The sequence below is a fragment of the Paraburkholderia sp. genome (assembly GCF_026225065.1).
In the GTDB taxonomy this organism is placed as follows: domain Bacteria; phylum Pseudomonadota; class Gammaproteobacteria; order Burkholderiales; family Burkholderiaceae; genus Paraburkholderia.
Genome location: NZ_JAMFSB010000023.1, coordinates 1 through 15202 on the forward strand (window position 1 = coordinate 1; position 15202 = coordinate 15202).

The 15202-nt window shown below is 60.7% G+C and carries 15 protein-coding genes; 7 read left to right on the forward strand and 8 right to left on the reverse strand.

Going from position 1 to position 15202, the window contains the following annotated elements:
- Window positions 1-305, forward strand: a 305-nt coding sequence (locus M0954_RS01170) for a LysE family transporter (RefSeq protein WP_297351180.1), incomplete at its 5' end; no start/stop codon positions are given.
- 89 nt (window positions 306-394) lie between these two features.
- Window positions 395-784, forward strand: coding sequence for a hypothetical protein (locus M0954_RS01175; RefSeq protein ID WP_183143230.1), 390 nt, complete (start codon window positions 395-397; stop codon window positions 782-784).
- A 96-nt stretch (window positions 785-880) separates the two neighbouring features.
- Here the strand turns inward: M0954_RS01175 and M0954_RS01180 are convergent, their stop codons facing one another.
- Window positions 881-1606, reverse strand: coding sequence for a hypothetical protein (locus M0954_RS01180; protein WP_123388383.1), 726 nt, complete (start codon window positions 1604-1606; stop codon window positions 881-883).
- Between the two features lie 438 nt (window positions 1607-2044).
- Between M0954_RS01180 and M0954_RS01185 the strand changes: the two genes are divergently transcribed.
- On the forward strand, window positions 2045-3010 hold the full coding sequence (locus M0954_RS01185; protein ID WP_297351181.1) for a hypothetical protein: 966 nt from the start codon (window positions 2045-2047) through the stop codon (window positions 3008-3010).
- A 57-nt stretch (window positions 3011-3067) separates the two neighbouring features.
- Here M0954_RS01185 and M0954_RS01190 read toward each other — a convergent pair whose 3' ends face one another.
- Window positions 3068-4777, reverse strand: coding sequence for a SulP family inorganic anion transporter (locus tag M0954_RS01190; RefSeq protein WP_297351183.1), 1710 nt, complete (start codon window positions 4775-4777; stop codon window positions 3068-3070).
- A gap of 652 nt (window positions 4778-5429) precedes the next feature.
- Here M0954_RS01190 and M0954_RS01195 point away from each other — a divergent pair.
- Window positions 5430-6287 carry a PA4780 family RIO1-like protein kinase gene (locus tag M0954_RS01195; protein WP_122156305.1) on the forward strand — a complete coding sequence of 286 codons (858 nt, stop codon included), beginning with the start codon at window positions 5430-5432 and terminating at the stop codon, window positions 6285-6287.
- 17 nt (window positions 6288-6304) lie between these two features.
- Here M0954_RS01195 and M0954_RS01200 read toward each other — a convergent pair whose 3' ends face one another.
- The 6 genes from M0954_RS01200 to M0954_RS01225 form a co-directional block, all read right to left on the reverse strand.
- Window positions 6305-7333 (reverse strand): LacI family DNA-binding transcriptional regulator, encoded by a 1029-nt coding sequence (locus tag M0954_RS01200; protein WP_297351185.1) that lies wholly within the window; start codon window positions 7331-7333, stop codon window positions 6305-6307.
- 24 nt (window positions 7334-7357) lie between these two features.
- Window positions 7358-8440 carry an ABC transporter ATP-binding protein gene (locus tag M0954_RS01205; protein WP_123388379.1) on the reverse strand — a complete coding sequence of 361 codons (1083 nt, stop codon included), beginning with the start codon at window positions 8438-8440 and terminating at the stop codon, window positions 7358-7360.
- Between the two features lie 14 nt (window positions 8441-8454).
- Entirely contained in the window at window positions 8455-9387 is a 933-nt protein-coding gene (locus M0954_RS01210; protein ID WP_122156308.1) for a carbohydrate ABC transporter permease, read from the reverse strand.
- The gene (locus M0954_RS01215) at window positions 9387-10322 is read right to left on the reverse strand and encodes a carbohydrate ABC transporter permease (RefSeq protein ID WP_123388378.1); all 936 of its coding nucleotides are present in this window, start codon (window positions 10320-10322) and stop codon (window positions 9387-9389) included. The genes M0954_RS01210 and M0954_RS01215 overlap by 1 nt, the downstream gene beginning before the upstream one ends.
- Window positions 10323-10330: 8 nt before the next feature.
- Window positions 10331-11569 carry an ABC transporter substrate-binding protein gene (locus tag M0954_RS01220; RefSeq protein ID WP_122156310.1) on the reverse strand — a complete coding sequence of 413 codons (1239 nt, stop codon included), beginning with the start codon at window positions 11567-11569 and terminating at the stop codon, window positions 10331-10333.
- A gap of 89 nt (window positions 11570-11658) precedes the next feature.
- Window positions 11659-13050, reverse strand: coding sequence for a GH1 family beta-glucosidase (locus M0954_RS01225; protein ID WP_297351187.1), 1392 nt, complete (start codon window positions 13048-13050; stop codon window positions 11659-11661).
- 302 nt (window positions 13051-13352) lie between these two features.
- On the opposite strand from M0954_RS01225, the gene M0954_RS01230 reads away from it, so the two are divergent.
- From M0954_RS01230 to M0954_RS01240, 3 genes are all read left to right on the forward strand, one after another.
- A complete protein-coding gene (locus M0954_RS01230; protein ID WP_297351189.1) occupies window positions 13353-13829 on the forward strand; it encodes a GNAT family N-acetyltransferase in 477 nt (158 codons plus the stop codon).
- Window positions 13830-13941: 112 nt separating this feature from the next.
- Entirely contained in the window at window positions 13942-14283 is a 342-nt protein-coding gene (locus M0954_RS01235; RefSeq protein WP_123388465.1) for a hypothetical protein, read from the forward strand.
- 2 nt (window positions 14284-14285) lie between these two features.
- Window positions 14286-15170: a 4-hydroxy-tetrahydrodipicolinate synthase gene (locus tag M0954_RS01240; protein ID WP_133894582.1), complete on the forward strand. Its 885-nt coding sequence runs from the start codon at window positions 14286-14288 to the stop codon at window positions 15168-15170.
- Window positions 15171-15202: the final 32 nt, after the last annotated feature.

Sequence of the window (15202 nt, forward strand, 5' to 3'; positions counted from 1 at the left end):
CGCCAGAATCGTCGCGGCGGCTTTACGTGCGCGGCCTGTTGCTGCATCTCACCAACCCGAAGGCGATTCTGGTCTGGCTGTCGATCGTCTCGCTCGCCGTTCCAGCAGCGGGCGGCGCTGCCCGCACGGCTCCCGTCGTACTCGGCTGCATGGCGATTGGCATATTTGTGTTCAGCAGTTACGCGGTGCTGTTTTCCACCGAAACCGCGCGCCGCGTGTACGGCTCCATCCGGCGCTGGCTGGACGGCTCACTCGCCGTCGTGTTTAGCGTGGCGGGTCTCAAGCTCCTGACTTCGCGCAGCTAGAGGAACGACGTGGGGCCGGCACACGCGACGCGTGTTAGCCTTGCGCTACTGTGGCGGATGCCACACTGGCGCAGTGCTATGGGCAAGAGATGAGCAGTAGGCAAACACAGGACGGGCAGAACACTCCGCAACAGCACACGCCGTTGCAGATTCGCCTGTATGTAGCGAGCGCGGTCATTCTTCTGGTGGGCCTGATAGGTGCCGCGATCATCTATGTCACGGTGCCGGCCGAGGACAGCGCGGAACTGATCTACGGCATCGCCAATAACCAGCAATACCTGCTCGAACTGCAGCGCATCGGCGGCACAGCAGAAGTGGCAATGGCTGAGTTTCATCAATGGTTCAACAGCCTGTGGCATGGAAAGCCGCTGGCCTACACGGTGGCGTTTTTGTCCGTTGTGCTCGCTGGCGCCTGCACTCTGGCGGCCCGTAGCCGGTTCTTCGAACCGGCACATGAAGAGACTAACGATCCTGACTAGCCTCGCCGACCCGCGAGACGTGGCTGGCCGTGCAGGCGGGGAGCGCAAGGCTCGAACGGCACACTCCTCATGCGCCCCCGTCACCTGACTCGATTGCTACATCACGCGGTGGTTGCCGATCCGCTCCACCTCCCCTAGCCCGTTGATCACACACGCCTGACCGATCAGTTCCTCCCACGTCAGTCCGGCATCTCTGAGTTGTTGCGCGCTCAAGCTGCCGCTGGCTACGCCGATAAACACCCAGTACTGCAGCGGCCTGCTGCCAACCCCAAGCCCTCCGGCATCGACGACCACGCCGAAATGCTTCTGCGCCCGATAGTGTTCGGGCCTTGCGTTCTTATCGTCATCCGACTTCCATTCCTCAATGAAGCTGTCGTAGCGATTCGCGCGCAACGCCACGAAATCATAGGTCCATGCGTCGTTGAACACCGATTCGAGGAATGCCCGGCGCGCGCCCTCCGGACCCATCGCCTTGCACATCACGCCTAGCAAGCCGCTATTGAGGTTCGATGTCGCATCGTTGAAGTGGGGCGGCAAGCCGACGACGGTCCAGCTTGCGACAGCGTCCGCATACCCGGTGACCGGTTGATCGAACTCCATGCGAATGCCGCGTGCGTCCCAATCCAGAAACTCCCGCATCAGGCATTCGACGTCATCCGCAAACACCCATTCATCGAGCTCGGCCCGGGCCCCGCCCGGATCGTCACCTCCGCAACTGATGGCAAAACGCGGTCGCCCGATCGCGTTGACGTATTCTTCGAATTGGGCACCACATGTAATGACGGATCTAAAGACCGTGGTAGCGTGCGACGCGAGTTTCATTGAAGATCTCCCGGGGGAAAGTTCCTGGTGACAGACAGCACCGGAAAGAGAGTCCACGATACTCAATTTTTTGAGTTTCGGGAAGATATTCTATTTAAATAAGTTTTACTAACAATTTGCAAAGTTTCTGCAGCCGATTTAATTTAATCAATATTTTCATTCGACGAAACGCCACAGCCTGCAAGCCTCTCCGCCGCACCAATATGAAAGAAAATCGTAAACGGAAGAACGCATTTTAAAGACCTTTCGCTGAATAAATTTATCTTTTATCGAATGTTTTTCCATCCAGCCGATAAAATTTGGACTAGACTTGTCACACAGTCCGTTAGTATTCCTTTATGGTTCCCCGCACGTTACGACCATCTCTCGGTCGTGGCCGATGAAACGCCCGCACGTTGCGGGCGTCTTTTTTGAAGGGATAGGACAGAACTGAAGACCATGTCGACGATCAACTCTTTCGTCTCGGTCGAAGGCCGCATCAGCCAGCCGCGTCTGACTGCAGCCGGCCCTCTCCCGCCCCCCTTCGGAGGCGAATGGACCCTGCTCGTTCCTGAAGGTGGTTTGCGTGCCGGTCTGAAGGCGCTGCTGCGGACCTTCTGTCTGCGCGAAGAAACCATCTGGTCGATGTGTCACTGGGCGTCAACGCGGCCTGGACAGTCGTTTGCCGCCCCCGCTGAGTCAGGGTCACCTTGCGCGACAACGCCTTACGAGAACGTGCCAATGGCCTTGTCTACGATACGCATGGCGCCGGACGCGCCTGCGGTACGTCAGTCGTTTGCAAACCGTTCCAGCACTCGTGCAGCCGGCTTGTGCGCGATCGGTGGCGCGGCGATTCTGGCGTGCATCGGCATGGGTTATCTGTCGCATCAACACGCGAAGCGAGACACCGCGCCGACGCCGCACCCCGAGCTCGCCAAAGGCGGCGGCATATCCGCACCGCTACAAGCTCCACTACATAGCGACACCAGCCAGGCCGCAGCACAAAAACTCGCAGTGACAGCTTCGCAACCTCGCCTCGATGGAACAGACAGCGGGCGTCACGGCTTGCGCGAAACGAATCACGCACGGCGGCATATCGCTCATCCATCCGCTACGCGGGCCGCCAAGGTTAGACGCCACGCTGGCCACGCAGTATCGTCCGGCCCCTCGCATCGACTCGCGCATTCGAGCCACACGCACCAGTCGTTGGCTCGGCCATCGGCAGCCGGGGACTACTCGCCGTTCGCGCCGGCAAGACTGGGCCGCGACGAATACGCCTCCGTTACGATGCCAACCGGCGCGCGAGCCAGCCATGAAACACTTGCTGCGCCGCCAGCGCGTCGCGACAACGTGAGCGATACGGAATGGATGAACCACATTTCGCAGCGACGCGTCACCGAAGTGCCCGACGAATTCTCGAAGTAGCACGGGCGCATCGGGAACCGATGCCGGACCACGGCATCGACACCCCCCAATCCGCCGCTATATCACTCCCGGCGTCGACACTTGCGGCGTCACGCCCACTGCCGCTAGCGCCTCATGCATCGTGCTGAAGACGCACGACGCCTTGACCGTCTCCGTAATGCCATGACGGTCCATGTCCGCGCGCAGGTAACGGTTCACGCGCGCAAACACCACACCAACGTTCTTCTGCTGCAACAATTCGAGTAGATCGGTCAACGAGCGTGCCGCCGAATAATCGAGGTCCGTGATCGCACTCGCGTCTACGACGAACCAGCGCACCTTGTCCGGCGCCTGGCTAATCAGCGCGCGCGCATCTTCGACGAAGAAATGGTCGTTAGCGTAGAAGAGATCCGCACCGAAGCGGTAGACGATCAGCCCCGGAGCAGTCTGCGTGCCGGGCCTGGCCGGCACCGGTTGCCAGCGCCCACCCGCTCCGGGCGCCAGCATCATCGTATGCGGCCGGTAGCTGTGCCGCACGTGCCGCAACAAGGAGAGCACAACCGCCAACAGAATCCCATGCTCGACACCGAGCACCACCACAGCAAGCGCCGTGATCACGGCCAGCGTGAACTCCCCCGGCGTTTCGCGGCGGATCGCCCTCAGGCTTTGCACATTGATCAGCCCGATCGCAATCGTGAACACGATGCTGGCGAGGATGCAGTGCGGCAGATATTGCAGATACTTGCTGAAAAACAGCAGCACCACGACTACCACGCCCGCAAACGCCAGTTGTCCGAACTGACTGCGCGTGCCGGCACGCTCGGCCATGGCGGTCTGGGTCGGGCTGCCGTTCACCACGAATGCGCCGGAAAAAGCGGCTACGGTATTGGCCGCCGCCAGCCCGAGAATGTCGGCATTCAGATCGACGTCCTCGTGATAGCGCTGCGCGAATACACGCCCAGCGGCCGCGCTCTGGGCGACGATCATCACGAAGCAGGAGGCCGCCACCGGCAGCAGTTCGACCATCTGGTGCCAGCTCGCGACCGGCAGCCGGAACGGCGGAAGACCACCGGCGACGGGTCCGAGAATCGAAATCCCGTGTCCGGCGAAATCGTAGAGGTCGCTGGCGGCAATGCCGCCCACCACCGCCAGCAAAGGCACCGGCAAACGCGGCGAGAAGCGCTTCGCCAACAAAATGCAGGCGACCACGCCCGCTGAAACCGCGAGGGTCGGGAAGTTGACCTGCCCCAGATGACCCGCGATCTGCGCTAACTGGGCCGTACTGTGCGACGAGGTGAAGGCGATGCCAAGCATATCGCCCAGCATCGCGATACCCACCTGCACGCCTACGCCCGCGAGAAAGCCGACCAGTACGGTACGCGACAGGAAGTCGGCCAGAAAGCCGAGTTTAAAGATCCGCGCCACCAGCAGCAGCACGGCAGTCAGCAACGCGACCATGCCGGCCAGCGCAACGTATTGGGCGCTCGCAATCGGCGCCATGGTGGAAAGCTGGCTGGAGAAAATGGTCGCAGTCGCCGAGTCCGCAGCAACCACAAGGTGCCGTGACGCGCCGAAGAACGCAAACGCCACCAGCGGCAGAAACACCGTATAGAGGCCGGTCACGGCCGGCATGCCGGCGATGCGCGCGTACCCGAGTACTTGCGGAATATCCATCGACGCCAGCGTGATGCCGGCAAGGGCATCGCGTAGCGCAGACGCACGATCAAGAGGGAGGATGCCTTTTAGCAGGCCAAAGCGGTTGGCCAGTTTTTCTGGGGTTTCTTGCATGCAGGAATGGGGGCTTAATCAGGTGGCAATCCCGCATCCTGCCGCGAGTGGGCACTTCAATGCAAGACTCGATTGCCAATCCGTTAAAACGACCGCCAATCCCGGCTAGCGCTTGAGCTGCCCGGTACGCGGATCGACGATCCTGGCAAAGCCGAACAGTGCCGCGATCAGGAGCGGACATGCAATGAGGAAAGTGACCAACATCTTTCACCCCGTAACCAATATTTTCCGCGAGTGTAAAGGATCGACCGTGCTTTAAAATCAGGTAAACCCCGCAAAACAAGGGGTCCAGGCAACATTCGACCCACATTTGGCACACACCCTCAACCTGACGCGGCCGAAAGCTCCCTTTACCGCCGTCAACGGGACGCCTACGAATCTTACGGTGACGAAAGCAATGACATGGCACCCGAACAGGCGATAGACACACCCCACTACGCAATGCGCAAGATGTCTCGGACGAACAGCCACACAACCCCATCAAAGGTCGTTATGCCCCATGAATTCTGCCGACTGCCCGGTACACCTTATAATCGGGCATGACTTTATCTCCGCTCCAAGCCACCTTTTCACAGGCGGCCATGCCTATCCGCCCCGCCGTCCTCCATCGCGTCGCCGTTACCGCCCCGTACACAGTGCAGGCGGTGGCCGCATGAAGACACCCAAACGCCTGCTCCCGCTTGTCGAAGAAGGCCTGATCGACGAAGTCATCAGCCAGCTAATGAGCGGCAAGGAAGCCACCGTCTACGTCGTGCGCAGTGGCGATTCGACCCGTTGCGCGAAGGTATACAAGGACGCAAAGCAGCGCAGTTTCCGCCAGGCCGCCTCGTATCGAGAAGGCCGCAAGGTCAAGAACAGCCGTGAAGCGCGTGCCATCGAAAAAGGCAGCCGTTATGGCCGCGAAGTGCAGGAACAGAACTGGCAGAACGCCGAAGTCGATGCGCTGTTTCGTTTGGCCAACGCCGGCGTGCGCGTGCCGCAACCGTATATCTGCACGGACGGCGTCCTGTTGATGGAACTGGTAACCGACGAAGACGGCAACGTCGCGCCGCGTCTGAACGATGTGGAGATGACCGAAACCCGTGCGGTCGAACTGCACGCGCGGCTGCTCAACGAAGTGGTGCGTATGCTGTGCGCCGGTCTGATTCACGGTGACCTGTCCGAGTACAACATCCTGCTCGCCGCGGACGGCCCGGTGATCATCGACCTGCCGCAGGCCGTCGACGCCGCCGGCAATCTCGAAGCGCCCGCCATGCTCGAGCGCGACGTGGACAACCTTGCGACGTACTTTGGCCGCTTCGCGCCGCATCTGCTCAGTGCAAAGTACGGCAAGGAGATCTGGGCGCTATTCGAAGGCGGTGGCCTGCATCCTGAGGTGCAATTGACCGGGCGTGTCGAACTCGACACCACGCCGGTCGATCTCGATGCGGTGCTGCAGGAACTCGAGGACACGCGTCTCGATGAAGAAGCTCGCGTACGGCATGAGCAATCGCTGCGCGAGGGCAGCTAAGGGCCCTTACCGGGCCGCTACGCGCCGCCGATGCGCGCCCACCGAGGCGCGCCCACCGAGGCGCGCATTGTCACCGTCACGGGAAACTCGCGGAAGATCTCCCACGAGGTTCCATAGCATTGATTCACAAGCCAGCGCACCGCATTGCGCGTCAGCTCCGCAGTTGGAATATGCACGGACGTCAGCGCGGGCGCTGCATAGGCTGCCGAGTAGTCGTCGTCATAGCCGATCACGGAAACGTCGCCTGGAACCGAAATACCCGCCTGCTGAAAGCGCGCCAATGCACTCACCGCCATCGTGTCGTTCGCGCAGAACACCGCGGTAAACGGTTGCTTCGAGTCGAGCAGCGTTTGCGCGGCCGCATAACCGCCCTCGGGTGAGAAGTCCGACTCGATCAGCGTCACGTCCGCCCGCTCGATACCGTGGCGCCCCAGTTCCGCAAAGAAGCCGTCAATACGCGCCTGATTGTCCGAGGAGCCAGACGTTCCCGAGATCACCGCAATCTCGCGATGCCCATGTTCGAGCAGCGTGCGCGCGGCCAGTTCGCCGCCGCGCATATGGTCCGCGCAAAACGACGCCTCCGGCAACTGCTCGAACGCGCGATTGAGAAACACCATCTTGGGATGCATGCGATGCAGACGATTCAGGTCGTCGTCATGCAGGTCATGGCTGATCACGATCACGCCATCGCAATCGCGTCCAATCAGAAACTCCACCGCTTCGAGCGCCTGTTCGCGCGGCGACGACTCACCGCAACCGGTCGCCACCACCACGTGGCGGTGCACTGCGCGCAATTCGCTGTCGGTCTGCTTGAGGATCGTGCCGTAGTACGAGCCGAAGAAAGTCGGCACGAACAGGCCGATCATGCCGAGCGACTGCGCCGCCATCGCGCGGCCGATCGAGGATGGCCGGAAATTCAGCGCCTCGATAGCGGCCCTGACGCGGCGCTCGGCGTCGGCCGAGACCGGTCCTTTGCCGGAAATCACCCGCGATGCCGTCGACATGCCGACTCCGGCCAACTCCGCCACGTCTTTCAGGGTTGCCACATGCGCTCCATCAAACCGTGCCGTTCATAAGCGGGCGCCACCGGCCTCGTCGAACAGCGAAATATGTGCGCTGTCGAGCGAAAAGGCGCGCGCCTCCCCTACCGCGATGGGCGCCTTGTCCTGATCGATCGACGCGATCTGGGCGCCATGATAATCGAGCCATATAACCCGGTGGTTGCCCATCGGCTCGATCAGCGAAACGTTGCCACGCTGCTCCAGATCCCCGCCGACGCGCACATCCTCGGGACGTACACCCAGCACGCAGGGCCGCGTCGTATCGGGAAGCGTCTTGAACGGATAGCGCGACACGTCGAGATCGAGATGCTCTGTGAGAAAGCGCATGCCCTCCTCGCGCCGCTCCAGCCGCCCTTGCAGCATATTCATCGCGGGCGAGCCGAGAAAACCCGCCACGAACAGATTATCCGGGCGCGCATAGACTTCGCCAGGCGTGCCGATCTGCTGGATCACACCGCCCCGCATCACCGCCATGCGGGTAGCGAGCGTCATCGCTTCTACCTGATCGTGCGTGACGTAGATCATCGTCGCGCCGAGCCGTTGATGCAGTTGCTTGAGCTCGCGGCGTAATTCGGTGCGCAGTTTGGCGTCGAGATTCGAGAGCGGCTCGTCGAACAGGAATACATCCGCCTCTCGCACGATCGCGCGGCCAATCGCCACGCGCTGACGCTGTCCGCCGGACAGTTGTGCCGGCTTGCGCTTGAGCAGCGGCCCGAGTTGCAACATCTCGGAGGCGCGCGTCACCCGTCGTTCAATTTCCGCCTTCGGCGTGCCGTTGATACGCAGTGCAAACGACAGGTTGCGCTCCACGCTCATGGTCGGATACAGCGCATACGACTGGAACACCAGCGAGATGCGGCGATCTTTCGGATCGGCCCAGGTCATATCCTCGCCGCCAATTTCGATGCTGCCGTCGGCGACATCGATCAGGCCTGCAATGCTATGTAGCAAGGTGGACTTGCCGCAGCCCGAAGGTCCGAGCAGCACGACGAATTCGCCGGCGTTCACATCGAGATCGAGCGACTCGATGACCGTGTTCGCGCCCAGCTCGATGCGCAGATTGCGAACCGATACATTCGATACGTTGGTCATGCCTATCCCTTGGCCTACCCTTTGACTGCGCCGGAAGCGATGCCGCGCACAAACCAGCGGCCCGAGATGAAGTAGATCGCAAGCGGCACCATGGAAGTGAGGATGGTGGCCGCCATGTTGACGTTGTAGAGACGCTCGCCGGTGGTGGTATTGATGATGTTGTTCAACTGCACTGTCATCGGCAGATTCCGCGTTCCTGCGAACACCAGGCCGAGAATGAAGTCGTTCCAGATGCCGGTGACCTGCATGATCACCGCAACGACGATGATCGGCGTGGACATCGGCAACATCAGTTGCAGGAAAATGCGCCAGAAACCCCCGCCATCGATACGGGCCGCCTTGAACAGTTCAAGCGGGATCGACGCGTAGTAGTTGCGAAACAGCAGCGTCATGATCGGCATGCCGAAGATCGTATGAATCACTACGATGCCCGGCAGCGAGCTGAATAGATGCACGCTCGCCAGCACACGCACGAGTGGATAGACCATCACCTGCACGGGGATAAAGGCGCCCATCAGCAGAATGGCGAACAGGATTCCCGCGCCGCGCGGCCGCCAGAACGACAGCGCATAGCCATTCACCGCGCCGATCGCGATAGAGAGAATGGTGCTCGGCACCACAATGCGCACCGAGTTCCAGAAACCGACCTGGATCCCGTTGCAGTCGAGACCTGTGCAGGCCGATGCCCACGCATCACGCCACGGCGCGAGCGTGAAATGCAGAGGCAGCGCCAGAATGTTGCCCATGCGGATCTCGCTCATCGGCTTGACCGAGGTGACGAGCATCACGTATAGCGGCAGCAGGAAAAACAGCGCCGCGGTGATCAGGAACGCGTAGACGCCGAAACGCGCAGGCGTGAAATGCGAGCGGCGCTTCGGACGAGGTCTGGGCGCAGTGGCGACGGCGGGTTTGCCAACTGGAGTTACACCGGAAGGGAGCGTATTCATCAAACGTCCTTTCGGAAGGCGGCGCGGCTGCGCACATAGAAGAACGGCGCGAGAATCGCCAGCACGGTGGTCAACAATACGACCGACGCCGCCGAGGCGAGTCCGATATTGGCGCGGCCAAACAGGTAATCCATGATGAACTTGGCCGGCACTTCGCTCGCCGTGCCAGGGCCGCCCTGGGTCATCGCCACCACTGCGTCGTACAGCTTCACCACCATCACGAACAGCAGAACGAATGCGGTGGACATCGACGTCTTGAGCATCGGCACCACGATGCTCGCATAGACCCGCCAGCGTGGAATGCCGTCGATGCGCGCCGCCTTCCATATCTCGTCGTCAATGCCGCGCAGCCCGGCCAGCAATAACGCCATCACGAGCCCGGAGGCCTGCCAGACCGTGGCAATCACGAGCGTATAGACCACCCAGTCCTGATCGACGATCCAGTCGAAGCGTGCGTGCGCAAAACCGATGCGATGCAAAACCTCCTGTACGCCCAACTGGGGATTGAGAATCCACTGCCAGACGAGACCGGTCGCGACAAACGACATCGCATACGGATACAGAAACACCGTACGCAATGCGCCCTCTGCTACCACCCGCTGGTCGATAAAGATCGCCAGCAGCAAACCGATCACCATGCACGCGATGATGAAAAACACGCCATAGATCACGATGTGCTGCAGCGACACTATCCAGCGATCGTTCTGGAACAGCCGCACGTATTGCGACATCCCGGCGAAGCGATCCGACGGAAACGTGCGCGACAAGGTGAGCGATACCTTAGCCGTCCATAGCATCGTGCCCAGGTAGGCAAAGATGACCGTCACCACCATCGGCAACAGCGCAATCCAGGCGGCGAGCGGCCAACGCCGCCCAAGCGGTCTCGACCGCCTCGCCGGTCGTCGCGATGTCGAGGCTAAGCCGAGTGCGCGCATCGCGGTGCTCAGCTCTTCAACGCGCTGGCAAATGCCTTTTGCGCATCTTCAGCCGACTCGTTCTTGTTCCAGAAGTTGGTAATGACGTCGGTCAACGCACCCTGCACGTCCGGCGAAATCAGCATCTCCGGATTCGGCAACTGGCGCGACTTGTCTTTCATGATCGCAATGCCCTCTTTTGCGCAGATGTCGAGGCTCGAGGTATCCACATCCGGACGAATCGGGATCGAGCCTTTCTTCGCGCTAAAGGCCACCTGCGCCTCCGGCGAGGTCATGACGGTCGCGAGCAGGTTCTGCGCCTTGATCGCGTTGGCGTTGTCGGTCTTCGGGAACACGAAGACGTCGCCCGCCACCATGTACGGCGAATGCGGACCGAAACCCGGGAAGCAGCCGAAGTCCTTGCCCGCAACCTGGTTGGCCGCTGAGAACTCGCCCTTTGCCCAGTCGCCCATGATCTGCATGCCGGCCTTGCCCGAAATCACCAACGCCGTCGCATCATTCCAGTTGCGGCCGGGCGAGCCCGGATCCACATAGTTATGCAGACGCTTGAAGGTGGTCAGCACATTCTTGAAGGCCGCCGAATTCACCGCATTCTGGTCGCGGTCGCGATAGACCTTCAGATAAAGGTCCGTGCCGCCGACATCGGCAAACACCGCATCGAAAGTGATCTTCTCCTGCCATGCCTGGCCGCCCAGCGCGAGCGGAATGTAGCCGGCGGCTTTCAGCTTGTCGAGATCGGTGAACAGCTCATCGAAGGTTTGCGGCTCCGCTGCGATACCCGCCTTCTTGAACGCAGGCTTCGAATAGAAGAACCAGTCCTGCATATGAATGTCGACGGGCGCGGCATAGAAGTGCCCGTTGACCTTGATCGACTCGAGAATCGACTGCGGGAAAATGGCGTTCCAGTTTTCCTTGGCGGCTACCGTATCGACATTGTTGAGCATGCCCTGATCGATCAGGTCATGAAACTGCTTGGATGTGTTGAACTGCGCTGCCGTGGGCGGATCGCCGCCGACAATCCGGTTGATTGCCGTGGAGCGCGCCTGATCGGCGCCGGCCACCGCGTTATCGACCCACAGGCCGCCGGCCTTGTTGTACGCATCCGCGAACTGCTTGATCGCGGCGGATTCGCCGCCCGAGGTCCACCAGTGGATCACGTTGGCCTTCAATGGATCGGCATGGGCAACCATGCCATTGAGAGCGAGGGCCAAAGCAATACCGCTCAAGAGTTTCCTTCTGCAGTTCATTCCGTCTCCTAGAGGCTTTGCGCCTTTTTGTTTCAGGTCGACATACAAACCAGTTCAGCTTGTTCCGCTGCGTACCTCAGTTGCGTGCCTCAGTTACGTAACTTCCGTTCCTCCAGAAACTTTGCAATCAGTTCGGCACTGCGTTTGACAGTGCGTTTTTGCGTATCGTAGTCGACATGCACCACGCCGAAGCGCCGTTCATAACCAAAGGCCCATTCGAAGTTGTCCATTAACGACCAGACGAAATAGCCGCGAATATCGACGCCAGCCTTGACCGCGCTGTCCACCGCTGCAAGGTGGCGCTTGAGGAACGCGATCCGTTGCGGATCGTCGACGCGGCCATCGATCACCTGGTCGTCAGAAGCCATGCCGTTCTCGGTGATATAGATCGGCGGCAGGTTCGCGTAGTTCTTGTTAAAACCGATCAGGAGATCGCGCAGCCCATCAGGGTGCACTTCCCAGCCCATCTGCGTGCGCTCGACACCTTCCAGCGGGACCTCGGTAAAGCCGTGTGCGCCGTCGCTCTTCACGTTGGTACGGAAGTAGTAGTTGATACCGAGGAAGTCGAGCGGTGCGGAGATGGTCTTCAGATCACCGTCGAGCACCAGTGGCTCGGTACCCGGCCAAAGTTCGAACAGATCGTCTGGATACGCGCCCTTCAATAGCGGGTCGAGAATCCACGCATTGTGCTGAACCTCGAACAGATGCGCGGCGCGGCGATCGGCAGCGCTTTCCGAATTCGCGGTACCCCTGCCCACGTTGGCGACGATCCCCTTCTGCGATGTCGGGTCATTGGCGCGCAGCACCGGAATCGCCGACCCGTGCGCGAGCAGCAGATGGTGCATGGCCTGGGTGGCAAAGCGTGCATTCGACAGGCCCGGCGCATGATGCCCGTTACCGTAGCCGAGATAGGCCGAGCACCAAGGTTCGTTGAGGGTCATCCACGCATCGACCTGGCCCGCGAGTTCGCGGCTCATCAGGTCTGCGTAGTCGGTGAAGCGGTACGCGGTGTCGCGGTTGAGCCAGCCACCGCGATCTTCCAGATGCTGCGGCAAGTCCCAGTGGTACAGCGTCACAAAGGTCTTGAGGCCCTTCTCCTTCAGACGGCCGAGCAGTCGCTTGTAGAAGTCGAGACCCTTCTGGTTCGGCTTGCCGTGTTCGTCCATGACGCGCGGCCATGCGATCGAGAGGCGATAGGCTTCGAAGTTGAGCGACGTCAGGATGTCGAAATCGGCTTCCCAGCGATGATAGTGATCACAGGCCACCTCGCCTGTGTCGCCGGCCAGCACTTTGCCTGGAATGGCCGAGAAGGTGTCCCAGATCGACGGCAGACGGCCGTCTTCGTGAACGGCCCCCTCGATCTGATACGACGCGGTGGCTGCGCCGAGCAGGAACTGATTGCGCCAGAGCACGGAATCGGCCGATGGCGAGAACGGGTCACCGTTCGGGTCTTGGGACAGGGCGGATGCGTCGTTTGCCACGGATTCTCCTTTGTCGACCAGAGTTGGCGCTTGAGCGCGCTGCGCTGCTCTGGTCCCATGCAATTCGTTGCGCGGGACCGTTGAAACCGGTTAGGTGGAAGCTGGGTGGAAGCGCTTCCACAAGACCTGCGAACGATAGCAGCGGCCAATTCCATGCAGCAATCAGGGTTTGTCTGGATGAGGGTGTTCTGCAATGATGGGACTAATGACTGGTATGGCGGAATCGGCCTCGCGGACGATCACGCAACAGCCCGTCCGTTACACTCGTGCTGGCATACCCAAGCCACCATCCACATTGATCGATGCCCGCTGACACCACGATCCGCTTGTCGCCAATCAGGGAAGGTTCTGTCGACCGCCAGAGCCTGTTCTCGCTCTACAAAACATCGCTACACGACTGCATCGCACAAACGTTCGGGTGGGACGAGAGCTATCAGCAGGCGCGTTTCGACACGCAGTACGGCGACGACGCCTTGTCGCTGATCTGGCGCGGTGCGGAAATCGCGGGCTGCCTGGCGCTGCGGAACGAAACGCCATCGCTGCATGTATCGCTGCTGCTTCTTTGGCCCACGTATCGCGGTGAAGGAATCGGGCGTGAGGTTATGCAAATGGTGATGAGCCAGGCCACAAGCGCAGGAATGCCTGTGACGCTGTCGTGCTTTCTCAGCAATCAGGCAGCGCTTAAGTTCTACGAGGCGTTGAATTTCTCGGTCACGTCGACGGACGAGCATTTCGTCAATCTTCGCTCTGCGGAGCTTGCAGGACGAGTACGGCGATAAAGCCACCGCGATCGCATTTTTCCATCAAACGGGCGGATTTTTGCGCGATGTTTACACCGAGGCGTCTACTCTAGTTACTGTGTTGAACAACCACAGCAACGAATTCGATCTCATGGCACTTCCGCAAACACTCCAGGGCTACGACACCGGAACTCACCGTGCGCAACCCGTCTCACGCCACAACGTCATCCCCTTCCCTTCGCCACGCGTACTATTGCCGGTGACACTGCTCGGCGACTGCGAGCGCGACGCCCGTGCGCAACTCAAGTCACTGTTGCACTCGCCGCTAGGCGTGTATGTAGTCAGCACCGAGGTTGTGCACGACCATGTTCACCTCGACCTCGATATCTCCCCAGACGACCTCGACTTCACGATGCACGCGTTGATTACTTCGCTACCCTACGCGATGATCGGACCGCTCAAGCGCCGCAACGCCAGCAGGGAGGCGCGCTAATCATGTATTCAGGCATCTGGTTGCCGCTCGTTACGCCGATGCGCAACGGCGAAGTCGATATCGACGCGTTACAGCATCTGGCGGAGTACTACTCGCGCACCGAGATCAGCGGCATGGTGGCGCTGGGCACAACCGGCGAAGCCGCCTTGCTGTCCGAGACCGAACGGGTCACGGTACTGCAGGCCATCACCGACGTGGTCGGCAGCCGCCTGCCGGTACTGGTCGGCGTCGGCGGGTCCGACACACGCGAGGTGATCCGCGAGCTGCGCCGCTACGAACATTGGGACTGCAACGGCTACCTGGTCTCACCCCCTTCCTATATCTGTCCCGATCAGGCCGGCGTGCAATGGCACTTCGAACAGATTGCGCTCGCAACCGACCGCTCGATCGTGCTTTACGACGTGCCGCATCGAAGCGGCGTCGCCATCGCGCCGGATACGGTCGCGCGCCTGACCGAGCTGGACAACGTCGTCGCGATCAAGGAATGCGTAAAAGATCACTTCGACAGGCTGCGCAGCGTGCCCATCAGTCTGTTGTGCGGCACGGACGACGCCTTCCTCGACTGCCTGCGCTCAGGCGGCACAGGTGGGATCCTCGCCAGTGCGCATGTCTGCGCCGATCTGCTGATCGAAGTGCAAGCGCTCGCCGAATCGGACCGCGTTACAGAAGCTCAAACGCTCTTCACGAGCCTGCTGCCGGTCATCAAGCTGCTGTTCACTGCCCCCAACCCATCCGCGATCAAGGCCATGCTGGCGTTCGATCACCCCATGACGGACGAGACGCGGATGCCGATTACGCGAGCTTCCGCGCAACTGGTGGCGAGTCTGAGTACCGCTCGCGAGGCATTGCAGGATTTGCGCGCGGAGTTTGCCGGAGCGGCTCACTAAGGTCATCAGCGTTACTAACCAGCTCAGTGCAT